The sequence below is a fragment of the Bacillus sp. A1 genome (assembly GCF_042296235.1).
In the GTDB taxonomy this organism is placed as follows: domain Bacteria; phylum Bacillota; class Bacilli; order Bacillales; family Bacillaceae; genus Bacillus; species Bacillus velezensis.
Genome location: NZ_CP141181.1, coordinates 2,082,960 through 2,106,697, shown reverse-complemented (window position 1 = coordinate 2,106,697; position 23,738 = coordinate 2,082,960). Strand labels below are relative to the sequence as shown.

28 protein-coding genes and 1 other RNA gene are annotated in these 23,738 nt (G+C 44.1%); 17 read left to right on the top strand and 12 right to left on the bottom strand.

Features of this window, described 5'->3' with window-relative positions:
• The first annotated feature begins 11 nt into the window (after window positions 1-11).
• Window positions 12-1,259: a 2-oxoglutarate dehydrogenase complex dihydrolipoyllysine-residue succinyltransferase gene (gene odhB, locus U2H13_RS10105; RefSeq protein WP_014418119.1), complete on the top strand. Its 1,248-nt coding sequence runs from the start codon at window positions 12-14 to the stop codon at window positions 1,257-1,259.
• Between the two features lie 71 nt (window positions 1,260-1,330).
• Here odhB and U2H13_RS10100 read toward each other — a convergent pair.
• A protein-coding gene (locus U2H13_RS10100) for an IS3 family transposase (RefSeq protein ID WP_099721935.1) occupies window positions 1,331-2,481 on the bottom strand; the annotation gives its coding sequence in 2 pieces (ribosomal slippage) (window positions 1,331-2,208 and window positions 2,208-2,481; 1,152 coding nt in all).
• A 141-nt stretch (window positions 2,482-2,622) separates the two neighbouring features.
• Here U2H13_RS10100 and U2H13_RS10095 point away from each other — a divergent pair.
• Window positions 2,623-3,369 (top strand): MBL fold metallo-hydrolase, encoded by a 747-nt coding sequence (locus U2H13_RS10095; RefSeq protein WP_154817729.1) that lies wholly within the window; start codon window positions 2,623-2,625, stop codon window positions 3,367-3,369.
• A 30-nt stretch (window positions 3,370-3,399) separates the two neighbouring features.
• Here the strand turns inward: U2H13_RS10095 and U2H13_RS10090 are convergent, their stop codons facing one another.
• A complete protein-coding gene (locus U2H13_RS10090; protein WP_376700447.1) occupies window positions 3,400-4,371 on the bottom strand; it encodes a bile acid:sodium symporter family transporter in 972 nt (323 codons plus the stop codon).
• Window positions 4,372-4,574: 203 nt separating this feature from the next.
• Here U2H13_RS10090 and U2H13_RS10085 point away from each other — a divergent pair, with 203 nt between their 5' ends.
• Window positions 4,575-5,912, top strand: coding sequence for a sodium-dependent transporter (locus U2H13_RS10085; protein WP_376700446.1), 1,338 nt, complete (start codon window positions 4,575-4,577; stop codon window positions 5,910-5,912).
• A 40-nt stretch (window positions 5,913-5,952) separates the two neighbouring features.
• Here the strand turns inward: U2H13_RS10085 and U2H13_RS10080 are convergent, their stop codons facing one another.
• The 3 genes from U2H13_RS10080 to U2H13_RS10070 all read right to left on the bottom strand — a co-directional run bounded on the left by U2H13_RS10080 (window position 5,953) and on the right by U2H13_RS10070 (window position 10,261).
• Window positions 5,953-6,798 carry a superoxide dismutase gene (locus tag U2H13_RS10080; protein WP_182068906.1) on the bottom strand — a complete coding sequence of 282 codons (846 nt, stop codon included), beginning with the start codon at window positions 6,796-6,798 and terminating at the stop codon, window positions 5,953-5,955.
• On the bottom strand, window positions 6,795-8,678 hold the full coding sequence (locus tag U2H13_RS10075) for a prenyltransferase/squalene oxidase repeat-containing protein (protein ID WP_376700445.1): 1,884 nt from the start codon (window positions 8,676-8,678) through the stop codon (window positions 6,795-6,797). Before U2H13_RS10075 ends, U2H13_RS10080 begins: the two co-directional genes overlap by 4 nt.
• A gap of 95 nt (window positions 8,679-8,773) precedes the next feature.
• Entirely contained in the window at window positions 8,774-10,261 is a 1,488-nt protein-coding gene (locus U2H13_RS10070; protein WP_021493907.1) for an aldehyde dehydrogenase family protein, read from the bottom strand.
• Between the two features lie 183 nt (window positions 10,262-10,444).
• Between U2H13_RS10070 and U2H13_RS10065 the strand changes: the two genes are divergently transcribed.
• The 3 genes from U2H13_RS10065 to U2H13_RS10055 all read left to right on the top strand — a co-directional run bounded on the left by U2H13_RS10065 (window position 10,445) and on the right by U2H13_RS10055 (window position 11,492).
• Window positions 10,445-10,648, top strand: coding sequence for a DUF6501 family protein (locus U2H13_RS10065; RefSeq protein WP_029974235.1), 204 nt, complete (start codon window positions 10,445-10,447; stop codon window positions 10,646-10,648).
• A 65-nt stretch (window positions 10,649-10,713) separates the two neighbouring features.
• Entirely contained in the window at window positions 10,714-10,854 is a 141-nt protein-coding gene (locus tag U2H13_RS10060) for a DUF4025 domain-containing protein (protein ID WP_003153781.1), read from the top strand.
• Between the two features lie 293 nt (window positions 10,855-11,147).
• Window positions 11,148-11,492: a PH domain-containing protein gene (locus U2H13_RS10055; protein WP_003153783.1), complete on the top strand. Its 345-nt coding sequence runs from the start codon at window positions 11,148-11,150 to the stop codon at window positions 11,490-11,492.
• A 44-nt stretch (window positions 11,493-11,536) separates the two neighbouring features.
• Here the strand turns inward: U2H13_RS10055 and U2H13_RS10050 are convergent, their stop codons facing one another.
• Together U2H13_RS10050 and U2H13_RS10045 are read right to left on the bottom strand one after the other, a co-directional pair.
• Window positions 11,537-11,770 carry a hypothetical protein gene (locus U2H13_RS10050; RefSeq protein ID WP_003153785.1) on the bottom strand — a complete coding sequence of 78 codons (234 nt, stop codon included), beginning with the start codon at window positions 11,768-11,770 and terminating at the stop codon, window positions 11,537-11,539.
• Window positions 11,767-12,039 (bottom strand): hypothetical protein, encoded by a 273-nt coding sequence (locus tag U2H13_RS10045; protein WP_014418114.1) that lies wholly within the window; start codon window positions 12,037-12,039, stop codon window positions 11,767-11,769. Before U2H13_RS10045 ends, U2H13_RS10050 begins: the two co-directional genes overlap by 4 nt.
• 70 nt (window positions 12,040-12,109) lie before the next feature.
• Between U2H13_RS10045 and U2H13_RS10040 the strand changes: the two genes are divergently transcribed.
• Window positions 12,110-12,592: an Hsp20/alpha crystallin family protein gene (locus tag U2H13_RS10040; protein WP_209387340.1), complete on the top strand. Its 483-nt coding sequence runs from the start codon at window positions 12,110-12,112 to the stop codon at window positions 12,590-12,592.
• On the opposite strand, the gene U2H13_RS10035 is transcribed toward U2H13_RS10040, so the two are convergent.
• Window positions 12,579-12,812: a hypothetical protein gene (locus tag U2H13_RS10035; protein WP_103526824.1), complete on the bottom strand. Its 234-nt coding sequence runs from the start codon at window positions 12,810-12,812 to the stop codon at window positions 12,579-12,581. The two genes, U2H13_RS10040 and U2H13_RS10035, sit on opposite strands and share 14 nt — an antisense overlap.
• A gap of 92 nt (window positions 12,813-12,904) precedes the next feature.
• On the opposite strand from U2H13_RS10035, the gene gerPC reads away from it, so the two are divergent.
• The 7 genes from gerPC to U2H13_RS10000 all read left to right on the top strand — a co-directional run bounded on the left by gerPC (window position 12,905) and on the right by U2H13_RS10000 (window position 18,581).
• Complete coding sequence (gerPC, locus tag U2H13_RS10030; protein WP_103526825.1) at window positions 12,905-13,285, top strand: spore germination protein GerPC; 381 nt, start codon at window positions 12,905-12,907, stop codon at window positions 13,283-13,285.
• Window positions 13,286-13,367: 82 nt separating this feature from the next.
• Window positions 13,368-13,859 (top strand): TraR/DksA C4-type zinc finger protein, encoded by a 492-nt coding sequence (locus U2H13_RS10025; RefSeq protein WP_017417961.1) that lies wholly within the window; start codon window positions 13,368-13,370, stop codon window positions 13,857-13,859.
• Between the two features lie 144 nt (window positions 13,860-14,003).
• Entirely contained in the window at window positions 14,004-14,630 is a 627-nt protein-coding gene (locus tag U2H13_RS10020; RefSeq protein WP_003153791.1) for an FMN-dependent NADH-azoreductase, read from the top strand.
• Between the two features lie 215 nt (window positions 14,631-14,845).
• Window positions 14,846-15,031: non-coding RNA, 6S RNA (ssrS, locus tag U2H13_RS10015), on the top strand.
• A gap of 107 nt (window positions 15,032-15,138) precedes the next feature.
• Window positions 15,139-16,917 carry a DNA helicase RecQ gene (recQ, locus tag U2H13_RS10010; protein ID WP_179156061.1) on the top strand — a complete coding sequence of 593 codons (1,779 nt, stop codon included), beginning with the start codon at window positions 15,139-15,141 and terminating at the stop codon, window positions 16,915-16,917.
• Between the two features lie 235 nt (window positions 16,918-17,152).
• Entirely contained in the window at window positions 17,153-18,022 is an 870-nt protein-coding gene (locus U2H13_RS10005) for a 3D domain-containing protein (protein WP_007407985.1), read from the top strand.
• Between the two features lie 166 nt (window positions 18,023-18,188).
• The gene (locus tag U2H13_RS10000) at window positions 18,189-18,581 is read left to right on the top strand and encodes a hypothetical protein (RefSeq protein ID WP_017417958.1); all 393 of its coding nucleotides are present in this window, start codon (window positions 18,189-18,191) and stop codon (window positions 18,579-18,581) included.
• Window positions 18,582-18,612: 31 nt separating this feature from the next.
• On the opposite strand, the gene U2H13_RS09995 is transcribed toward U2H13_RS10000, so the two are convergent.
• Both U2H13_RS09995 and U2H13_RS09990 read right to left on the bottom strand, forming a co-directional pair.
• A complete protein-coding gene (locus tag U2H13_RS09995) occupies window positions 18,613-19,590 on the bottom strand; it encodes a S66 peptidase family protein (RefSeq protein WP_376700444.1) in 978 nt (325 codons plus the stop codon).
• A gap of 64 nt (window positions 19,591-19,654) precedes the next feature.
• Entirely contained in the window at window positions 19,655-20,158 is a 504-nt protein-coding gene (locus tag U2H13_RS09990) for a hypothetical protein (protein ID WP_370530963.1), read from the bottom strand.
• A gap of 188 nt (window positions 20,159-20,346) precedes the next feature.
• On the opposite strand from U2H13_RS09990, the gene U2H13_RS09985 reads away from it, so the two are divergent.
• Together U2H13_RS09985 and U2H13_RS09980 are read left to right on the top strand one after the other, a co-directional pair.
• Window positions 20,347-21,129 (top strand): VLRF1 family aeRF1-type release factor, encoded by a 783-nt coding sequence (locus U2H13_RS09985; RefSeq protein WP_289357375.1) that lies wholly within the window; start codon window positions 20,347-20,349, stop codon window positions 21,127-21,129.
• A 144-nt stretch (window positions 21,130-21,273) separates the two neighbouring features.
• Window positions 21,274-21,810, top strand: coding sequence for a DUF420 domain-containing protein (locus U2H13_RS09980; protein ID WP_007611945.1), 537 nt, complete (start codon window positions 21,274-21,276; stop codon window positions 21,808-21,810).
• A gap of 64 nt (window positions 21,811-21,874) precedes the next feature.
• On the opposite strand, the gene U2H13_RS09975 is transcribed toward U2H13_RS09980, so the two are convergent.
• Window positions 21,875-22,540 (bottom strand): lysozyme family protein, encoded by a 666-nt coding sequence (locus tag U2H13_RS09975; RefSeq protein ID WP_376700443.1) that lies wholly within the window; start codon window positions 22,538-22,540, stop codon window positions 21,875-21,877.
• Window positions 22,541-22,731: 191 nt separating this feature from the next.
• On the opposite strand from U2H13_RS09975, the gene czrA reads away from it, so the two are divergent.
• Window positions 22,732-23,064: a Zn(II)-responsive metalloregulatory transcriptional repressor CzrA gene (gene czrA / locus U2H13_RS09970; RefSeq protein WP_007407993.1), complete on the top strand. Its 333-nt coding sequence runs from the start codon at window positions 22,732-22,734 to the stop codon at window positions 23,062-23,064.
• 29 nt (window positions 23,065-23,093) lie between these two features.
• Here the strand turns inward: czrA and U2H13_RS09965 are convergent, their stop codons facing one another.
• Entirely contained in the window at window positions 23,094-23,615 is a 522-nt protein-coding gene (locus U2H13_RS09965) for a hypothetical protein (RefSeq protein ID WP_061046689.1), read from the bottom strand.
• Window positions 23,616-23,738 lie beyond the last annotated feature (123 nt).

Sequence of the window (23,738 nt, the reverse complement as noted above, 5' to 3'; positions counted from 1 at the left end):
GAAATGAAAAAATGGCGGAAATTAAGGTACCTGAATTAGCAGAATCAATCTCAGAAGGAACGATAGCCCAATGGTTAAAGCAGCCCGGTGATTATGTAGAACAGGGTGAGTACTTGCTTGAACTGGAGACGGACAAAGTAAATGTTGAATTGACAGCAGAAGAATCGGGTGTTCTAAAAGAGGTATTGAAAGATTCGGGTGATACCGTCCAAGTAGGAGAAATTATCGGTACCATTACAGAAGGCGCTGGCGAAAGTTCTGCACCCGCCCCTTCAGAAAGTGCTCCAGCCAATGAACAAACGAAAGAGGAAGCAAAAGCTGAACCTGCTGCACAAGAAGTCAGCCAGGAAGCACAATCAGAAGCGAAATCCAGAACGATAGCGTCTCCGGCTGCACGCAAGCTGGCAAGGGAAAAAGGGATTGATCTATCACAAATTCCGACGGGGGACCCGCTCGGCCGCGTGCGCAAACAAGATGTGGAAGCTTATGAAAAACCGGCTTCAAAACCTGCGGCACAGCCGAAACAGCAGGCTCAAAAAACACAGCAAAGCTTTGACAAACCTGTCGAAGTGCAAAAAATGTCCCGCCGCAGACAGACGATCGCGAAACGATTGGTTGAAGTGCAGCAGACTTCTGCGATGCTGACTACATTTAACGAAGTTGACATGACGGCCGTTATGAATCTAAGAAAACGCCGTAAAGACCAATTCCTTGAGCAAAACGATGTAAAACTCGGTTTCATGTCGTTCTTTACAAAAGCCGTCGTGGCTGCATTGAAAAAATTCCCGCTCCTTAACGCTGAAATTCAAGGCGATGAGCTGATCGTGAAAAAATTCTATGACATCGGTATCGCTGTCGCGGCTGAAGAAGGGCTTGTCGTCCCAGTCGTGCGTGACGCTGACCGCCTGACGTTTGCCGGCATTGAAAGAGAGATCGGCGAACTTGCGAAAAAAGCGCGAAACAATAAATTAACATTAGGTGAGCTGCAAGGAGGCTCCTTCACGATCACAAACGGAGGTACATTCGGATCGCTTATGTCAACACCGATCCTAAACAGCCCTCAGGTTGGGATCTTAGGTATGCACAAAATTCAGCTGCGCCCAGTAGCGATTGATGCGGAGCGCTCTGAAAACCGTCCGATGATGTACATCGCTTTATCATATGATCACAGAATTGTAGATGGTAAAGAAGCGGTCGGATTCCTTGTCACCATTAAAAACCTGCTTGAAGATCCGGAACAGCTGTTGCTGGAAGGATAATTTGAGACAGACAAAAAGTACACTGCCCTTAGGGACTGACCCCTGTTTTTGAGACAGGGATCAAAACACCTTCATACAGCCAATTGCCGATATTGTATCGGCGATTGGCTGTTTAGTTTCGTTTGAATACGAATATTGTTATAATAATGAATGTATTCTATGGCAGTGCGTTCTACGATGGTCGTCGTAGTTCGATCAATGCTGTTAAGATAGAACGTTTCAGACTTTAGTGAGGAATGAAACGATTCGATGGAGGCATTATCAGCGGGCGTCCCTTTGCGGGACATGCTCATGGTAATGCCTTTTGTTTTAACAGCTTTCTGATACTCATAAGATGTATAAACAGAACCTTGGTCACTATGTAACACGCAGTTCTCTGGCAGTGCGGGCAGCTGATCAAGTGTGTGTAAGACAAAGTCTGTGTCCTGTCTATCGCCAATTGTAAAAGCAATCACTTCTCCATTGTATAAATCCAATATACTGGAAAGATACAATTGTTTCTGCCCATAAGGCAAATATGTGATATCCGTTACTAGCTTTTCCAGAGGGCGTTCAGACTGAAAGTTTCGATCCAATATATTCTCGGCCACGGCATATGGCTGCCCATCTTTCTTGCGCTTTTTCACCTTAACCCGGCATTGCCACTGATTCTTCTGCATAATGCGCTGAACCGTTTTATGATTCACACGCATTCCCTTTTTTAATATGGCTGTGATTTTCCGATAGCCATATCGAAACTTGTGTTCTCGGCACAACGTGCCGATTTGTTTTTCTAAATGGTATTTAGGGTTATCTTTCATCAGATTCTTCTTCCAACGATAATAAGATGCTCGTGAGATACCTAAATGAATACAGATATCCTGTATGGTCATTGTGCCGCGCAATGCTTCTACAAGCTCGACTGGCGTTTCGCTATCAGCTTCCTTTCCAATTCGTTGCACTTTTTTAAAACTTCATTCTGTTGTCTCAGATAACGATTTTCTGCCTGCAGTTTCTCTAATTCGGAAGAATACTCCGGGCCTTTTCCGTAAGTGTATTGCTTTCCGACAGGCTGTTCGAATCGATGTGTATCCCCAGTCTTATGCCATCTAACCCATGTCTGAACCTGTGTCTTATTCTTAATATTCAATTCCTGCATGATCTCTTTCATAGGCACGCCTGCCAATCTCATTTCTACAGCCTTCTGTTTCACTTCAACCGGATAACTCACTCTTGTCCCCATAGAAAAAACACCTCCAAGTCTAATTTCGGCTAACAATCATCCGTTTTCAAACTTGAAGGTGTTTTTTGTTTGTCTCATCTTATGGGGTCAGTCCCCTTACAAGCAGTGTGCTTTTTTTATTGAGAGAAGGGGAGAATTTATATGAAAAGCTGTTATCCGCTTGAGATCGAATTTGAATATAATGAAGAGTTGCATTCTATCACTCCGGTTCTTCTGCAAGACGAACATGACACGATATTAATAGACTGCGGATATCCCGGTTTTACAAACCATCTTCAACATGCTGCTGCCCGGCATGGAATGTCGCTTCATTCATTGACAAAAATTATTGTAACTCATCACGACATAGACCATATCGGCTCACTCGCTGCATTATACCGTTTGCATCCGGATGTCAGCGTGACAGCACATGAGCGTGAAGCGCCGTATATTGACGGCTCTAAAAAATCTTTACGGCTTGAGCAGGCTGAATCAACGTTTTGTTCATTGCCAGAGGATGCAAAGCCTTATGCAAAACAGTTCATCCGCTCGCTTCAATCAGTCGAATCGGCTCCAGTTCACCGGACAGTTACTGACGGCGAGCTGCTGCCTTGGTGCGGAGGCATTCGCGTTGTAGCCACGCCGGGTCATACACCCGGCCATATCAGTCTTTATCTGCCTGCCGAAAAAACTATGGTCACAGGTGATGCGGTCGTCATTGAAGGCGGAAAGCTGAACCTTGCTAATCCTAGCTATACGTTACATATGGATGATGCGGTCCGTTCTGTGCGGCGGCTGCTCGATTACGATATCCGCCAATTGATTTGTTATCATGGAGGTCTATTTCAGGGGGATGTGAAAAAAGCGCTTTTGCGTCTGGTTCGTGATCTGCAGAATAAAAAAGGATAGGAGCGGCCAGCCTATCCTATCCTTGTTCAGTTATGAAAACGGAATCTTTGCCGTTTCTTCTTCTTCGGTGCTGTTTTTCTCTTTTTTCTTAGACCAGTAGGTGGCAAGAACAGACCCCGACAGATTGTGCCATATGCTGAAAATTGCGCTCGGCACGGCTGACAAAGGGGAGAAATGCGCTGTCGCAAGCGCTGCACCCAGTCCGGAGTTTTGCATTCCGACTTCGATCGCAATCGCTTTTTGTGAAGTATAATCCATTTTGAACAGCTTTGCAGTCAGGAATCCTAACAAATATCCGATTCCGTTATGTAAGATGACCACAGACACAATCAGCAGTCCTGATTGAAGCAGATGCTCACGATTTACGCTGACGACAGAGGATACAATCGCTACGATGCCGATTACCGATACGAGAGGAAGCGCGTGCACGGCTTGTCCGACCTGTTTTTTGAAGAACAGCTTCACAATCACCCCGAGGACGATCGGCAAAAGCACGGCTTGCATAATGGAAACAAACAGTGAACCGAAAGAAACGGGAAGCCACTCTTTCGCAAACAGCATAATAAGTGCCGGCGTTACAATAGGAGCAAGCAATGTTGAGATCGTGGTGACCGCAACAGAAAGTGCCGTATTGCCTTTCGCCAAAAACGTCATGACATTTGATGCCGTACCGCCCGGACAGCATCCGACCAGAATGACGCCCGCGGCGATTTCTGCGGGGAGGCGGAGCCCGATTGATAAACAGAAAGCCGTAAGCGGCATAATCGTAAACTGGGCAGCGACCCCGATCACGACATGCCAAGGCTTTCTGATTAATTCTTTAAAATCGTCTGCTTGAAGAGTAAGCCCCATCCCAAACATAATAATACCAAGGAAAATCGTCATATAAGAACTGATCCAAGAAAACAAATCAGGGCAGGCGAATCCCAAACCGGCAAAGACGATAACCCACAAGCCAAAGGTTTGGCCCGCAAACTCGCTTATTTTTTTCAGCCAATCCATAAACACAGCTCCTTTTATATCCAATCAATCAGTCAGAAAATATGACTGACTTTTCTGTACTCCATTATAAATAATATTCTGAATAATTCAATATTAAATATAAGTTTTCGATAAAATTATTATGTAAACTAATATCTTCTTGACTATTCAGACATATATTCTTACAATTGATTTTTATACTGAAATGAATTGGGAGTGCTGAAGTGAAAGAAGCTAATCAATGGTCATCTAAGCTGGGATTTATTTTAGCTACGGCCGGCTCTGCAATCGGGCTCGGCGCAATATGGAAGTTCCCTTACGTAGCGGGAACCAGCGGAGGCGGCGCTTTTCTGCTTGTTTTTATTTTATTTACTGTTTTAATCGGACTGCCGCTTTTGATTGCTGAATTTATTATCGGCAGAAAAACACAAAGAAACGCCGTTGAATCCTATAAGGCGCTGGCGCCGGGGAAAAAGTGGCACTGGATCGGATATCTCGGAATCATTACGTGTTTTATTCTATTATCCTTCTACAGCGTAGTGGGGGGATGGATATTAATCTACATTATAAAAGGCTTTACAGGCGGTTTATCGCTTTCTTCGGGATTTGATACGTTATTTATCGATACCATTTCCAACCCTTATGCAGCGGTTTTCGGTCAGCTGCTGTTTATCGTGCTGACGATTTTAGTTGTGGCAAAAGGGGTGAGCAGCGGCATCGAAAAGGTAAGCCAGGTGCTGATGCCGGCTCTGTTTATTCTGTTTATTCTTTTAATGATCCGTTCCGTTACGCTGCATGATGCAGCGAAGGGATTAAAATTCTTCTTCATGCCTGATTTTGGCGCGATGGATGCCAATACCATTTTATATGCGATGGGTCAATCATTTTTCTCGTTAAGCGTCGGAGTGTCCGTAATGGTTACATACAGCGCATATTTAGAAAAAGAAGAAAATATTGTTCAATCCGCCGTATCGGTGACGGTATTAAATGTCCTTGTTGCCGTGATGGCAGGAGTGGCGATTTTTCCGGCGGTATTTGCATTCGGCCTCAAGCCGGATCAAGGTCCGCAGCTTTTATTTAACGTGCTGCCGACAGTCTTTAACCAAATGCCGTTGGGCATCGTGTTTTTACTCGCCTTTTTGCTGCTGTTTTTATTTGCGACGCTGACATCGGCTTTTTCAATGCTTGAAATTTTAGTTGCTGTTTTGTCAAAAGGCGATTCGGCAAAACGGAAGCGGTATGCATGGATCGGGGGACTTGCTATATTTATTGTCGGGGTTCCTTCGGCGCTGTCGTACGGAATTTTGAGTGATGTTTCTATTTTTCACCGCAGTATTTTTGACGCTGCGGATTTTCTGGTCAGCAATGTCTTAATGCCGCTGGGCGCGCTTTTAATTGCCGTTTTCGTACCGCTGAAAATTCCGAAACAGATGCTGTTTGACGAACTGAAAAGCGGTTCCGGTATAAAACGAAAGTGGTTTGCAGTCTGGCTCCTATTAATCCGTTATGTGGCTCCTGTAGCCATTATTATCGTTTTTCTGCACGTGCTTGGTATTTTTTAGACCAAAAGAAGCAGGCCCCCGTTCAAGACGGGGGCCTTTTTTAATAAAGCGGCCATATCACGCGGTGCGCTTGTTCGAACCGTTTCTCCGCCTCCCGCCAATCAACGACATTCCACCATTGATCCACGTAAGCCGCGCGGTCGTTTTTATATTGTAAATAATAAGCGTGTTCCCACACATCCAGCGGAAGCAAAGGAATGATGTCCCACTGGCTGTAGAGCTGATGCTTCTCAGCGGCCAAAATCTCCAGCCGCCCGGCGCGCGGCGCCCAGACTAGGATAGCCCAGCCGACTCCTTCGACTTTTTTCGCCGCTTGAGAAAATTGCTCTTTAAAAGCAGAATAGCTTCCGAATGACACATCAATCATTTGAAAGAGCGCACCCGTCGGCCGTCTTTTTCCATTTGGATTCATGGAAAACCAGAAAATACTGTGCAAATAATGGCCCGCCCCGTGAAATGCCAATTGCCGCTCCCAATGCGCCACTAAGTCGTACTGTTTCGTTTGTCTCGCTTTTTTGAGCTCGAGTTCTGCTTTATTCAGACCGTCAACATAGCTCTGATGGTGTTTTGTATGATGGAGTTTCATAATCTCTCTTGAAATATACGGTTCCAGTGCGGAATAACTGTATGGCAGTTTAGGGAGGACATGCTTGCCGATCGGCACATAGGCTCTGCGCTCATCCGGCTCATCCGGTTCGGTAATGTCCCGGTAAAGTGCTGATGCCTGTTCGTACCATTCCGCCTCCGTTAATCCATCATCCTGAAGGGTGTGAAAAATCCGGTCGATTTGTGCCGCGAAGCGATCGAACCGACCTTGCTGAATGACTTGTTCCTTCAAAGTTTCACACCAATTCAGCATTTCGGTTTGATAAGCGTGCCGTTTCATTTTTCTACCTCCTTTTCACTCACTTTCATAAAAGTGCTGAGCGCAAACAAAGAAAACACATACGGGTAGCTGTGATACCTGATGTAAAACTGTTTCGGCAGGCCGATTCCGGTCGGATAGCTGAAAGCGGCTCCTTCGTAATGCCGGTTTTCAATAAGAAAAGATATGCCTTTTGTGACGGCTTGATGATGAGGTTTTTCGTATTGCAGCAAAGCTTCGGCCGCCCAAGCCGTCTGTATAAGCGTCCCGTAAGAAAGCGGAACATAGGTTTTCTCTTCTGCACTTTTACAGGATTCCCCCCAGCTTCCGTCCTCGTTTTGAATGGACTTCAGCCAGCGGATCGCTTTTTTCACGGCCGGGTGGTTTTGGCTCACGCCGCAAGCATTCATCCCTGTCAGCGCCGCCCATGTGCCGTAAATATAGCAGACACCCCATCTGCCGTACCACGATCCGTTCTCTTCTTGATGGCGGATCAGCCATTGGACGGCTTTTTCAATCTGAGGGTGATCAGAAGAAAGCCCCGCTTCTCCTAAACAGTGCAGCACCCGTCCGGTTAAGTCGCTTGTTGAAGGATCGATGGCAGCTTCCTCAGCCGATTCCAGCGGCAGCAGGCGGACCAGCGGATGATTGACATTTTTCTCAAAAGCAGAGAAGCCGCCGTCACTGTTTTGCATGGACAAAAGCCAGCTCAGTCCGCGTTCCCATGAGGCGGGATAAAGTTTTCGCGGAATGGCTTTGAGCACTGCGGCTGTGTCATCACAATCAGGATTATTTGTATTGATGTTTGAAAAACCCCATCCTCCCGGTTCAGCATGCGGGTTGTGAACGGCCCAATCAGCGACTTTAGTCTGCTGCCGTTCACGCAGAAACCGGGCGGCGCTGGTTATCATCTGATCGTTATCTGGGATGCCGCTTTTCATAAGCGCATAGCTGAGAAGCGCCGTATCCCAAACGGTCGACGTTGAATTTTCCAGGTACGGTATATTGCCGCAAGACGTGAGCAAAGCTTTCGTGCCGGCAAGCGCTTTTTTAATAACGGGGGAGTGGCGCGATACACCGAGAGCGAGCAGGCCGTACACCATAAAAATAGTGGCGCTCGCATAGCTGTATAATGTGCCGTCTTCTTCAATCCGGTCAAGCATATACGTTTTGGCCGTACGCAGACCGAGCTGGTGAAAAGCGGCAGGAATCTGCAAAAGCCGCTTCCAGTGCGCGAAAAGAGAAGAGAGGTCTCTGTTCTCATCCTGATCGGAACGAAGCCATGTAAACGGATTTTTAGTCATATGCCGATCTAAATGCGCGAGAGACGGAACGTTGGGATTTTTCAGCGAAAATCTTTTGTTAAGTGTCACGGCCATCGGTACAAAATGAATACGGGCGTATGTACTGAACTGGTAAAAATGCAGCGGGAAGGATGGGGGAATGACTAAGAAAGATAATGGCAGATGCAGCGCGGGCCATGGATAAAGGCCGTTTGCCGCAAGCATCCACTTTGTCATGAAGTGTACGTTGCGCAAGCCGCCATTTGAGATGATAAAGCGTTCGGCCTGAATCATATGCGCCTCAGAACGGCTATATAAACCGGAAGCCAGCAAGCCGGCATAGCCCTGTACAGTGGCGGTCACATTTCCTTTCCGGTCATCAGGATAGTTGGCAAAAGTTCCGTCCGGGCGCTGTTTAGCGCGAATGCCTTCTGCAAGCTCAGCGATCAGTTCTTTATCATTGTCTCCAAGAGAAGTGAGGAGGAGGATCAGAAAGGCGTTTGTCAAAATCGGTCCTTCAAAACAAAATGACCATGAGCCGTCCGCATTTTGCGTTTCTCTTAATAGGGAGATGGTTTTCTTTTGGCGGCTTCTGACGTTTTCATGAATTGTGCTCACACTCGCTCAACTCCTTCAGAAGCATATATATTCATATGTAAAAGGCGGCATGACAAAAGAAAGAAACTGCTGACAGGCAGCAGTTTCTTGTTTGATTAATCTTCCAGATTGATCCAGACGCTTTTCACTTCTGTATAATTATCCAGAGCGTAAGAGCCCATTTCCCGCCCGAGGCCGGATTGCTTATAGCCGCCGAAAGGAGATGCCGCATCGAAAACATTGTAGCAGTTGACCCAAACGGTGCCGGCTTGGAGACGGTCAGCAATGTAATGGGCGTTTTTCACATTCTCAGTCCAAAGTCCGGCTGCAAGGCCGTATTCCGAGCGGTTCGCCCGCTCAATCACTTCATCTACCGTATCATACGGAATGGCGGCTAAAACCGGGCCGAAAATTTCTTCTTTTGCGATGGTCATGCTGTCATCCACATCCGCAAATACAGTCGGGGAGACAAAATACCCTTCTTCAAACGGGCAGCTGCCGCCCGCGACAGCTTTGGCTCCTTCCGCTTTTCCTTTTTCAATATATGAAAGCACGCGCTCATGCTGTTCCTGACTGACGAGCGGGCCGATTTGTGTATCCTGGTGAAGGCCGGCGCCTTGCTGAAGCGATTTCGCATATGAAACCATTTCGCTGACGACCTCATCATATTTGTCTTTGTGAATGAAGACACGGGAGCCTGCGCAGCATACCTGCCCCTGATTAAACATGACCCCGTTTAAAGCGCCGGGAATGGCTTTCTTCAAATTGGCGTCAGGCAAAATGATGTTAGGTGACTTTCCGCCAAGCTCCAGTGTCACGCGTTTAATTTTTTTTGCGGCTTTTTCCATGATTTTTTTGCCGATTTGTGTAGAACCGGTAAAAGCGAGTTTATCGACATCGTCATGGTTGGTCAGCGCTTCCCCGGCCGTTTCGCCGAACCCTGGGACAATATTGATGACGCCGTCAGGGAAGCCCGCCTGATCTATTAATTCCGCTAAATAGAGGGCAGTCAGCGGTGTCTGCTCCGCCGGTTTCAAAACGATTGTGCAGCCTGTGGCAAGGGCGGCGCCCATTTTCCACATCGCCATAAGGAGCGGGAAGTTCCAAGGGATGATCTGCCCCACGACGCCGACAGGCTCATGGCGGGTGTAATTAAAATATGAGCCGGCGACCGGAATCGTTTGTCCGGTTATCTTTGTAGACCACCCGGCATAATAACGCATATGCTCAATTGCGAGCGGGATATCCCCATTCGTCGTTTCATTAATCGGTTTTCCATTATCAAGTGTTTCAAGCTGCGCGAGTTCCGTTTTGTGCTCTTCCATTAAATCGGCAAGCTTATACATCAGCCTGCTTCTGGAAGCGGCCGGCATAGTGCGCCATTCGCCGTGATCAAAGGCTTTGCGTGCCGCTTTCACTGCACTGTCAATGTCTTCTGACTGTGCCTCGTAAAGCGTCATCAGCGTTTCCCCGGTTGCCGGATTCGGTGTGACAAATGTTGATCCTGAAGCGCTCGGAACAAATTTTCCGTCAATATAAAGCTTCTTCGTGCCCTGTAAAAATGTTTCCAGCCTTTTTGTGATCTGCATCGTTAAAGAACTCATTCGTAACAAACCTCCCGAAATTTTTTTATGGTCTGTTTTGAGCATCTTGATGTCCGCGCAAAGTAAGCGCATACAGTCATTCTATAATAACACCTCCGGTAAAATCAATCGATAACCGTTATTGCAATTCACAAGAAAAAACGGCTACAATAAGCTTATCGATTAAGAAAAGGAGTTTTATAAATGATTCATAATAATTGGCAGACAAAAGAAAGCGTCAAAAAGGTCAAATGCGTACATACAGATGCGAAAAAATACATTGTCAAAAATGTGCTGACGCCGGGTAAAGAGTATAAAGTCAAAAATGAAACAGAAGAATTCATTTTTGTTGTAGACAATACAAACAAAGTCGGAGGCTTCTACAAAGAGTATTTTGAAGAAGTTTAAAGCTGAATGAATTTATTTTGCCTGAGCCATACTAAAAAAGACTACATATAAAGGGTGGTTGCAAAATGAAAAAAACAGAGCAAGACAAACAAAATAAAACATCAGATCAGCTTCAGCAAGTGCAACCTGAAGAAGGCACCGACACGACGATGGAACAAATTTCAGATACCTATAAAGAAGGAACAATTGAAGATACGGATCGTTGATGTTTTGTTGAAACCGCGGCATTGAAGAAGCCGCGGTTTTTTATGGCGAAAATAAAAAACTGACTTTTCGAAAAAAATATCGTTTTCTTGAAACCTTTTCTTCCGCTGAACCGTATTACTTCATAACAGCGGCACCTTTCGCGAAGGGCTTTTTTGATGAACGTTCTAAAAATGTAATCTGTTCGTAATGGTTTAAATGCCGTCTATGTCGTATTCTTATATAGGGATAAAGAACTTATTTTTTTATGATTGTAATAAAACAATAGTATAGAAGCAGAAAGTGGGGTTCTTCATTGGGAATTTTTTCTGTCAGCAGATCAACCGACACAAAAAAGCTGGAGGCTTTGCTCGTTGAGGGAGAACGGATCGAAACGATTTATAAACTGCGGGTTGACCAAATATGCTTTACGAATAAACGAGTGATTTTCTTTGATAATAAAATGTTCTCCAAAAAGAAAGTGCGCGTATTTCTTCCATATAAAACAATTGAAAGCTTCGCCATTCAAGAAGCAGGGATGTTTGATCCCGATACCGGGCTTGTATTAATGACAAGGGGAAAAACTTTCGAATTGGAATTTGCAAAAGAAACGGACTTGACTGAGGTTCAAGCCATCTTAACAAAATACTTATGCAGTTAAATATCACATAAAAGCCATCCGAATGCATGCGGATGGCCTTTTTATTATATAATGCTTGTTTTTCCGGAGTTCGAATCAATGAGATCCGGATCAGCAATAGAACTGATGGGGATATAAATCGGCGCCAAATCACCATTTTCTTCACCGAATCCGTAGTTGATCTTATTGGATAAAAAATAATCGATTTGCTGATACGGGCCGATCGTAATGGAAGAACCGCGGTCGACTGCATTTACTTTAAAGCCTCCTACATTTACCAAAACCGGCGAAAACATCATAATGGGCCTCCTTTTCCGGCAGGGATTTTATCGCATGCAGACTCAAAGGCAGATGGAGAATCAATTTGATCCCGGTCATCCACTTTGCCGTTCGTGCCGATGAAGCCGCTTGCATCTCCGAAGTTCTGTCCGTATCCCTGATTCTTTTTATCAGAATTCTGCCATTCCGCCAGTAAATTTTGTCCGACATTCACCGCTGAAGCATTTTCAAAGGAATTAATTTTCAACATGAAAATATTAATATTGATATATGGAGTTGGTTGAACCACAGGCAAACCTCCTTTAATACAGGTGTATGCCGGCTGTTATGACCGTATGCTTAGACAGGGGGCGATAAAAATGGATTTCGATAAGATGAAGCAGTGGATGGAAATGGCGCAAAACATGTCCGGCGGCGACTTTTGGAAAAACGTTTTTGATGATGAACAACTGAAATCATTTCAAAACGGCCATTCTCATTTTCCCTTTCAACAGGGAGATGGGCAAATGAGAAGAAATGAGAATGCTTTTCCTCTTATAGATATTGTGGAAACCCATGATGAGCTCCAATTTTTACTGTATCTGCCCGGCTACCGGAAACAAGATGTTCAGCTGCTGTCCTACGGAGAATATATCGTCGTAAAAGGCACGAGAAAATCCTTTTTTAATGAACAGGATTTTAAACAGAAGACCGGAAAATACGGCGATTTTGAAAAAAAACTCGACCTTCCGCATTCCGCTCAAGGAACGAAGGGAATGCAGGCGGTATTCAAAGACGGGATTTTATATATATCGATTGCTAAACATCTGGGAGATGCAAGCCAGATCATTATCGAAGGCTGATCTTGTTCGCGGTGCCGTCTATCAGATCTGAATCATTGATACTCATGATAGGGATGACGACAACGGTGCAATCACCGTTTTGTTCACCGTACCCTTCATTTCTTTTATTGGCTGCTGTGTTTCTCACCATAACGGAAGAGCCGGTGTTAAAAGCTGCTCCGCTGCTGATTCCGTTCATTTTTATATACTCAAAGTTGATAACGGACGGAAAAAACATCATGATTCGCCTCCTTTTTGTATATCATGTTTATATATTCGCAATGCGGGACGCATAGAACTTTCCAAGAGTGACGGGGAAAGAAGTGATTTTTTTTGAAAAAAATAATGAAAGAGATTTTCAAAAAAGTGTGTGAAGAAGAATTAGACCGGCTTAAGAAAGTGGAACAACAGCTTGATGAGCTTCAGGATAAGTGTCATTTTGAGCCGCAAACGGTTGAAGGGGAAAAAACATATGTCCATATTGAGCATGTCAAAGTGGACAAGGTTGAATACAATATTGATTTTGAAAAGCTGAGTATAGAAGAGCTGAGCGGTATGCTGAATATCGGCGCCACTTACCATACACCGGTGCACAGGCTTAAACAAGCCTGCGCTGAAGAATGTCGGGACAACCCGCAAAATGATGCTGCGAAAGAAAAAAGACAGACAAAGCAGCAGACACCCAATGTCACCATCAGGGGGAGAAAGCATTGACCCCGTTGTTTCATCCTCCTTTTTCGAGGGTATGTATTAACAGATGCAGCGAAGAATACAGACGAAAAAGGAGATGATGAATATGTCATTATCAAAAGAACAGCAGGACAGCCTTTATCATAAATTAATCGATTTAAAGGAAAGTCTTCAGGGAGAATCAAAAGAAAATCATTCAATGAGCGAAGACACAGGAGAACTGTCGAACGGAGTAGATAATCACTTAGCTGATCACGGAAGCATTTATTTGGACAGGGTCACGAATCAGACGCTGGACGGTGTCGATCAGAATCTTTTAGATGAGGTGCACGCCGCGCTTGAACGAATGGATAAAGGAACATACGGGATTTGCGAGAAAACGGGAAAAGAAATTCCTTATGAAAGACTTGAAGCTGTGCCGTACGCCAGAATGACCGTCGAAGCGCAGCGAGAAACAGAAGGGGATGTGAAAACAGACGCTCCGTCATATGAAAGGGAATTTCACGAGCAGGTGAAAGACCTCTCAAATAAAGAAACCGTTGATCAAAAAAGCTCACAAACTTACGAAATCCTGGATCGCGAGCAGGATTCACAATAATAGCAGCAGGTACATTCATATGTACCTGTTTTTTTATTCCATAAAAAATCTCAGAATCGAAATAAAATCATTGACTTTATATAAAAAAGAAAGTAACATACTATTTGTAAGTAAATATTAAAAGATTACCGGGAGGAATTTAGAATGTCTCAAGTATTATTTGTAAAATCAAGTGATCGTACGGCTGAAGAAGGCGTATCCGTAAAATTATACGAAGCGTTTCTGGCTGCTTATAAAGAAAACAATCCGAATGATGAAGTGATCGAACTTGATCTTCATAAAGAAAACCTTCCTTACCTCGGAAGAGATATGATTAACGGAACATTCAAAGCTTCAAAAGGAATTGAAATGACAGACGAAGAGAAAAAACAAGCGTCAACTGCTGACATTTACTTAAATCAATTCGTCAAAGCTGACAAAGTCGTGTTTGCATTCCCACTTTGGAACTTCACAGTGCCTGCTGTGCTTCATACTTATGTTGATTACCTGTCTCGCGCAGGAGTTACTTTCACATACACGCCTGAAGGCCCTAAAGGTCTGATGGGAGATAAAAAAGTAGCGCTCTTAAACGCACGCGGCGGCGTATATTCTGAAGGACCGATGGCATCTCTTGAAATGTCATTAAACTTCATGAAAACCGTTCTCGGTTTCTGGGGTGTCCAAGATCTTCATACTGTTGTCGTTGAAGGCCATAATGCTGCACCGGATAACGCTCAAGCGATCATTGAAAAAGGACTGCAAGAAGCGAAAGATCTGGCTGCAAAATTCTAATTTCCATTAACTCTTGCGCCCATACAGGGTGTGAGAGTTTTTTATATTATAGAAGAAACTGGCGGCAGCTTTCGATCTGATCTTATATTGATATATTGATATTTTGTCGAAAAAACAATTTTTATGTAGAATAAAGCATTTTTCACAAAGAAAAAAGGTTTTCTGTAAAAGAATTAACCCTCTTGCCAAAATACGACTGATGGTGTAGGATATAAGAGAAGCTACATTGTTCGTATTGTTAATTAAGTTTTAACCTTTAAGCTGTAATAGGGAGTTTTATATCGAAGCCGGAATGTCATGCCTCCATTGCAGAGGACGACAGGAACGCTTCTGCAAACACCCACTTTGAGGAGTGGTGGTTTAAAACTTTCTTACTTGCGTACGGCATACGTAGCGAAAGCCATTTCCCTTGCGGAGATGGCTTTTTATTTTGAATTGCCCTTGAGCAGCGTACTTTATCTGTATGATAAAATGAAAGAATCAAAGACAAAGTGAGGTTTTACAACTTATGCTGGATAAAGCCCAATCCCTTCTGGCGCATTATTTTGGTTACGACAGTCTACGCGCGGGCCAAAAGCAGGCGATACAATCAGTTGCAGAGGAGAGAAAAAACACGGTCTGCATTATGCCGACGGGGGGCGGAAAATCAATCTGCTATCAGATTCCCGCACTGCTGTTTGAAGGAACCACAATCGTTATTTCCCCTCTTATTTCCTTAATGAAAGATCAAGTCGACGCGCTTGAAGAAGCGGGTATCGCGGCAGCTTATATTAACAGCACCCAGACAAGCCGTGACATTCATGAGCGCCTGACCGGTTTGAAACAAGGGGCTTACCGGCTCTTTTACATTACACCGGAGCGTTTGACTTCTTCTGAATTCATTCACATCCTGCAGAATATTACGGTTCCTCTTGTCGCCATTGACGAAGCTCACTGTATATCGCAATGGGGACATGATTTCAGGCCGAGTTACCGGAATATCGAAATCCTTTTTAATGAATTAAAAGAACCGCCCGTCATCATCGCATTAACGGCGACGGCTACGCCTGAGGTTCATGATGATATCTGCAAGCAGCTTCATATTAAGAAAGAACAAACTGTATATACCGGTTTTGCCAGAGAGAATTTAACGTTTAAAGTAGTAAAGGGCGAAAACAAAGACCGGTTTATCGAGCGGTATCTGGAAAAAAATAAACACGAAGCCGGCATTATATATACAGCGACAAGAAAAGAAACCGACCGTTTATATGAGAAATTAAAGCGCAGCGGCATCAATGCCGGCCGTTATCACGGCGGATTGGCGGATGATGACAGAAAAGACCAGCAGGAGCGGTTTCTTAACGATCAGATACAAGTGATGGTAGCTACGTCCGCTTTCGGAATGGGAATCGATAAGAGCAACATCAGGTTCGTTTTGCACGCGCAGATTCCGAAAGATATGGAGAGCTATTACCAGGAAGCCGGACGGGCCGGGCGCGATGGTCTTAACAGCGAGTGTGTGCTCTTATTTTCGCCGCAGGATATTATGGTGCAGCGTTTTTTAATAGACCAATCGGCCGCCGGAGAAGAAAAACAAAAGCAGGATCTCAAAAAACTGAGACAGATGGTGGATTACTGTCATACGGAAGATTGCCTGCAGCGGTTTATTCTGAAGTATTTCGGCGAGAATGAGGCGGAAGCTTGCGAAGCATGCGGCAATTGCACTGATACAAGGACCGCCCATGACGTCACAAAAGAAGCGCAGATGGTATTGTCATGCATCATCAGAATGAATGAGCGCTTCGGAAAAACGATGGTGGCGCAGGTGCTTAGCGGCTCAAAAAATAAAAAAGTGCTGGAAAACGGCTTCAGCAGCCTGTCCACTTACGGCATTATGAAGCATCAATCCGCAGCGGAAATCAGTGATTTTATCGAATTCCTTATTTCAGATGAATATATCAGAATGGCAGACGGCACATTTCCGACGCTTATGGTTACCCAAAAAGGCAGGGACGTTCTGCTCGGAAAAAGCGCAATCTCGAGAAAAGAAGCCTTACAGGCCGCTGCCGTTACTGAAAATGATGAATTATTTGAGCTTCTCCGGCGTCTCCGCAAAGGGATTGCAGCTGAACAGGGTGTGCCTCCATTTGTCGTGTTCTCGGATCAGACGTTAAAAGAAATGTCAGCGAAACTTCCGAAAACGGATCAGGATCTTCTTTCCGTAAAAGGGGTCGGGGAACAAAAAAGATTGAAATACGGAGCGGTTTTTTTAGAAGAAATCCGAAATTATGTAAGAGAAACAGAGTGAAAAAAAGTTTTTTTAGAAATTTGCACATTGTGTTTTTCATTGGAGCCGGAAAAATCATAAGCTTGAAAACCCTTGCTGTATCAAGGTTTCAGCAAGACTTACCAAGCGAGAGAAATGTTTCATGTAAAGGAACTGTAATCTAATTCAAATCGTTTTGTTATTGAACTGACATTTTCATATGTTACGATATCACCTGTTAGCCGCCAATAAAAAGCTAACAAGGGAGGATTTACTTATGAAGAAGACGATTATGTCCTTTGTCGCAGTTGCAGCAATTTCAACAACTGCATTTGGAGCTCACGCTTCTGCTAAAGAAATCACGGTGCAAAAGGGTGACACGCTCTGGGGGATCTCGCAAAAAAACGGAGTGAACCTAAAGGACTTAAAAGAATGGAATCAGTTATCTTCTGATTTAATCATTGAAGGAGAGAAACTGACTATTTCTTCAGTAGAAACAACCACATCTGGGCAGTACACAGTGAAGCAGGGCGACAGCCTCTGGAAAATTGCTCAGAAATTCGGAACATCAGTCGGCAATCTGAAAAGCTTGAATAACTTGCAATCAGATATAATTTACGCAGGCACAACGTTAAATGTGAAAGGTCAGGCTCAGGCTGCACAGCCGGCTCAAGAAGCCAGCCAGCCGCAAACTGAACAAAAACCAGCTGCTGAGACAGAACAGCCGAAACAAGAAGCTGTCAAAAACGAGCAGCCTAAACAAGAACCTGTTCAAGAACAACAACCTAAACAAGAAGCGAAGGCTGTCGAAGCAAAACAGCAGCCTGTTCAATCAAATACAAACCAACAAGAGCCTAAAAAGCAGCTGACAATGACTGCAACTGCTTACTCTGCTAACGACGGCGGCATTTCCGGTGTAACGGCAACCGGTGTTGACTTAAACAAAAACCCTGATGCAAAAGTCATCGCGGTAGACCCTAGTGTCATTCCGCTTGGCTCTAAGGTTTATGTTGAAGGTTACGGAGTGGCAACAGCAGCAGATACAGGCGGCGCAATTAAAGGAAATAAAATTGACGTATTTGTTGCAAAGAAAAGTGACGCTAACAACTGGGGCGTCAGAACAGTAAATGTTAAAGTATTAGACTAGTTTCATATAGAGATGAAGAACACAAGGCGAAATGCTTTGTGTTCTTTTTTTCTTCCCTTTTTTGACTGTATATAATCGTTATATGCGGAAAAAGAAAAAGCGTTTCTCTAATATTATATAGAAGGAATGGATGTGAAAACGGAATCAGAAGGGGTGTATGAATCTGATGGAGCCGGAATTTATATGTTTATGGAATGCCTTCACAGAATCACCGGTGTTTCAAGCATGTATCTGTACCGCTTTGGCCATTGTGATCGTTATCGGACTGTCTATGCCGGCTGTCAGGCTGTTTCAGGCGCTTGACAGAGGGAGAGGAAGGCCAGCCGTTATTGAAAAGGTGAGACGTACTGGTGTGATGAAGAATGGCAGGCACGAGCTTGTGCTTATTTTAAACGTAAAAAACCAAGACGGAACGCATGATAAACGTGAACTGACACATGCCGTATATAATGAAGAGATCAGCCGTTTTTATGAAGGAGCTTCCGTATGGGTGACGGCAGCGGCTGGCGGACGAATTATGATCGCTCCGCGCACGCCGCGGCATAAGGCGTCAAAATAAAAAGACGGGGCGGTTTTCCCGTCTTTATGTATTAATGCCGATCGATCCATATCCTTACGCCTTCTGAGCCGGCTTCTATTCTGCATGTTCCTCCGATCGGGAATGTCATCAAAGGGGAGGTATGGCCGAAATCAGCATTTGCGATAACAGGCATGGATGACAGTTCTTCTTTTGTACGGATGACGGCACGCAGAGCCTCCTCAGACACATTTGAAGCATTCTGGAAACGTCCGATGACAATTCCCTTCACAGCTGAAAAAGCGGGAAGGTGGATGAGTGACTGCAAATCCCGGTCAAACATATGAACGTCCGACATATGATCATCTTCTATAAACAGAATCACTTGTTCCATCTCCGGAAAGTATTCCGTGCCCTGCAGAAGATTCAGCGTGCATAGATTTCCTCCGATCAGTGTTCCTTCCGCATATCCGGGGTGAATAACGAGCGGTCCCGGATTCCGATAAAAACGTCTGTCCTCCTGGTTCAAATACCATTTATCATCACTCCACTCGGATGAAGGCTTTATCTCATACGGGTTGTCAGAAGCACAGCAGGCCAAGAAAGAGTTAATCGTATAGTCCAGCCCTTTTTTCATGGCAAATGAAGAAAAATGGGGACCGGAATATGTAATAAGGCCGGTTTTTTGATATATGGCATGGCCGAGAGCGGTAATATCTGAATAGCCGCAAAGGATTTTCGGATGCCGCTTGATGTTTTCATAATCAAGATAGCGAAGCAGCTGATTTGATTGGAACCCGCCGAGTGTCGTCAAAATCGCTTTGATGTCAGGATCAGCGAAAGCTTCGTGCAGATCCTGTACACGCGATTCAATGGATGATGAATCAAATTCATTTATTTCTTTCGCATGCTCTGAAAAAGAGACACGAAAGCCGAGCTCCTCCAATTTTGACTTTGCGGCATTTATATTTTCATCTGACATAACGGACATGCTTGTGGCCGGAGACACAATACGAATGCCGTCACCTTTTTTCAATTTTTCCGGATACAAAAAAACCCTCCTTATATGGTTTAATCTATTACACCATATAAAAGAGGGTTTCTCTATTATTTTTTTACAAGTCGACCCATTTAATGCCGCCTGATTGCGTCTCATTGTCAATCCAGACATCAAATTGATGCTTTTCATAAAAATGAACGAGTCTGTCGACATGATCCCAATCACGCTTAGCGATGTCGCCCGTCACTTTCGGGATATTCTGCTCTCTGGCGATATGTTTTAAAAATTTCATGCAGATCGAGCCGTAGCCGTGGTTCGGCGGACCTTTAATGTCCCCGATATGAATGGCATTGTCATAATAAGAGGCGATCAGTGAAAAACAGCCTCTTCCCCGGTAGGCTGACTCACAATCAGTCAGCATAATCTTACATGTTTGGCCATCATCAATCGAGGAAACAATGATCCAATCGTCATTGTTCGATTGATCAATACCAAGCACTCGCGCGTCTTTTGATACATCTATCAGATTTTCCCGCATTCTGAAAATCTGAAATTCAAGTTTATGAAGCTCTTTTTCCAGCTCTTTCTGATCTCTTTCTTCTGCAGTAAACAAAATCATACTCCTTTCACAGCGTAAAAGTCTTAGTTAAACACAAGTATCCATTGTAGTAAATGATGTCTTGGTTTGTAAATGGGTTTTGCAAAAACTTTTTTAGAAAAGTCTGCCGTTTATATGTGGATTGACGTTTTTAAGGCGGTGCGGATAGGGAAAGGAACAGTGAGCAGCGGAAAAAGGAGGAATCTATAATGGCAATTGACTCACTCATCGGCAAATTGAAGTACGTAATGACGGAATCTCCTGATAAAATGCTTTCCTTATATGTAAATACGGATATGAGAAATCCGGATCAGCAGGGGGGAGAGTGGAAAATCGCCTTGAAAACCGGTTTTCGGAGATTAAAAGAGTATCTGTCTGCCAGTGATCCGGAAGAAGAAAAATCTCTCGTCCGCATCATGGAACGTGTCTATCAATATATCGATGGGCTTGGTAAAGAGATGCCGCGAAGTCTCGTATTTTTTGCATCGGGAGAAGGCGGTATTTGGGAGACGATTGAATTGCAGGTGCCTGTCGAAACACGATTTTATTGGGAAGAAACGGCTGTCCTTGATCAATTAGAACTTCTCCGTGAACAATTTCCGAGCACGGCTTTTATTCTCACCCAGCAGAATGAAGTGAAGATTATAGAAACCGTACTCGGAAAAATTGAAGGGGTGGAGCATTATCAATACGACGTCATCAATGAATCGTGGAAACCGCAGGATGTAAGCGAAAGCTCCGCCTCAATGGACGAAGACGCCGCCAAAGCCCACGTCGAAGAAAACCAAAACAGGCTGTATAAACGATTGGCTTCAAACCTTGATCAAAAGGCCGCTTCACACCAATGGGAGCGTCTCGTAATCGCAGGGGACAAAGAAACAGCCGATATTCTTGATCAGCATATGAATAAACCGATAGATCGGATCATTCCAAAAAATCTGTTGAATGAAAACGAGCATAAGGTGATAGAAGAACTGTTGAAGGAAGCATAATATGACGAAAGGCCGGGTCTCAAACACCCGGTCTTTTTAGGGCTTAAGTTTGTCTAATTTCTGACGAAGCGGACGAAACCGTTGACATCAAAGCTGAATTCTCATACCATTTGGATAGTCAGTAAAATTGAGAGAGGTCATAAGATGAATCAGACAGAAAACAAACCTAAAAGTTATACCGGTATCGTGCTGACATTGACCGTTCTGATCAACGGGTTAATTGCGGTGCTGTTTTTTATGCCGAAATCGGGACAGGTCAGCATTGCCAATATTCATATTCTGCCGATGTTAAATGCCATTTTTAACAGCTTTACTTTTATCTTTTTGCTGGCAGCGCTCTTTATGATTAAGCAAAAAAACATTCAAGCGCATAAACGTTTTATTTTAGCGGCGTTTACGACGACTTTGCTGTTTTTGATCTGCTATGTCGTGTACCACTCGATAGCTGAGAATACTTTATTCGGCGGCCACGGCATCATGCGCGGGATTTACTTCTTTATTTTAATTACGCATATTTGCCTTTCCTTCATCATCGTGCCGCTTGCGCTGTTTACGCTGATCAGAGGATTCAGTATGCAGGTGGAGCGCCACAAAAAAATCGCCAGATGGACGATGCCGCTCTGGCTGTATGTCAGTCTGACGGGTGTCATTGTATACTTAATGATATCGCCGTATTATTAAAAAAAGCCGTGCTCTGCGCGGCTTTTTTCTATTGATTGAAAAAGGCGCCTCATCAGGGCGCCTTTTACTCTTCAAGCGTTTCAAGTGTTGTTACATTTAAGGATTGTTCAACGGTTTTTGTTTTTGCTTTTACTTTTTCTGCGTACGTGTAATCACCATAGCAGTAGGGATAACGGAAATTGTCTTTGTTCCCTCCGCAAGTGTAAAGTTTCGGATTCTTTTTGACCTGCTGCTCGGAGTATTGTTTTGCCAGTTCCTCAGTATGTGATCCTCCATGTTCAGCCACAAAATCAATATAGCCGGCTCCCATGTTGTAGCTTTGTATAATCGTATCCAAGTCTACGCCCTTTTTCTTGCCTGTTTGGTACATGAGAGTGAATTGTTTGATTCCCTGTTTGATACTGGTATGAGGGTTTTTAATCTCATTTCGTTTTAAACCCAGAGATTCTGAAGACTGCATGGGATCATTTCCTCTTCCTTTTGACTCCTGATATATCATGCCGAGTACAAGCGATGTATATTTGGTGAGTCCTTTTTCATCCAGCTCGTCTTCAACAAGCGGTTTGTAATCTGTCAGCCGTTCAAGGACGATCGGTTTGACATCAAACGGAAGACTTTTGAGCCATTCATTATTTGAAAATAACAGAATGAGGAAGAAGGAAACCATGACAAAAACACATATCATCATAAGACCCGCGGCAGCGAAACAGCCTTTTTTCTTTTTCTCCACTGTGTTTCACCCTCAATTTCAGGAGCATTATGACTTTTTCATTATGACACAGATGAATGCGCGAAACCAAGCGGAAACCCGTATTTGAAACATAAATTTAAAATAACGGTTCTTTTGTCAGGCGCAGGATGTATCTGCATCAATTGACATTTGGTATAATTGGGCTACTTGAGAAAAGAAGGGTGAGGTATATGACTGAATTTCACGAATCCGGAAACACGAATGACCCCGCTGTCGATTTAGATGAGGAAACTTTATTTTTGGTTGCCCAGACTTTTAAGGCGCTGTCTGATCCGACCAGAATCAGAATTCTCCATTTGCTGTCACAGGGTGAGCACGCGGTAAATGATATCGCAGAAAAGCTGAATTTGCTGCAGTCTACCGTTTCTCATCAGCTGCGTTTTCTTAAAAATCTGCGCCTCGTCAAATCACGCAGAGAAGGAACATCCATCTATTATTCTCCTGAGGATGAACATGTGTTAGATGTGCTTCAGCAAATGATTCACCATACGCGGCACGATTAAAAAACATCCCTGCTTTTTAGACAGGGATGTCAGCCGTACTGACTGTTATTGGTTTGGTCTCTGCTCGTTTTTAAAACATAAAAAGAGAAGCCGCTGTAATACACTGCGATGAAATAAAAGATACTGATGGTCAGCGGATCGGCGCCGACCGTTTGGCTGTATGCCTCCGGATGGGTAAAGTCCGCTGTGACCCGGTAAATTTCAATAACGCGATAAATAAATCTCGATAGGAATAACGTTAATAGAATAAGTTCAATCCACAGGTGAGTGCGAAAATACATTTTTCCGCGGCGTTCTTCAAAAGAAATGTTCCGTTTAGCAAACAGGACCAGAAGCCAGCCGCAAAAAGTGCCGAATATAAGATGGCCGTATAAAGCCGGGTGTGTGATGCTGAAAAACGCCAGAGCTGCGGCCAGCAATGAAAACAAAATCATTCTTGTATAAAGCCAGCGGGGTTTCAAAGGCTGAAAGCCGACGGATCGTTTCACCTTTTTATACAGGAAAAAGGCAATCATTAAGACAGGGCAGATGCTTTGAAGTGTGATATGCATGGTGTAGAACTCCCCCTCCGTTGAGTAGTGTATGCTTATCCGGCTGGTTTTAGTAGTGTGATTTATTCGCAGGCTGAAAGCATCTTTTATCACAGTATGCGCGTTTCTTTTTTTTGCATAAGA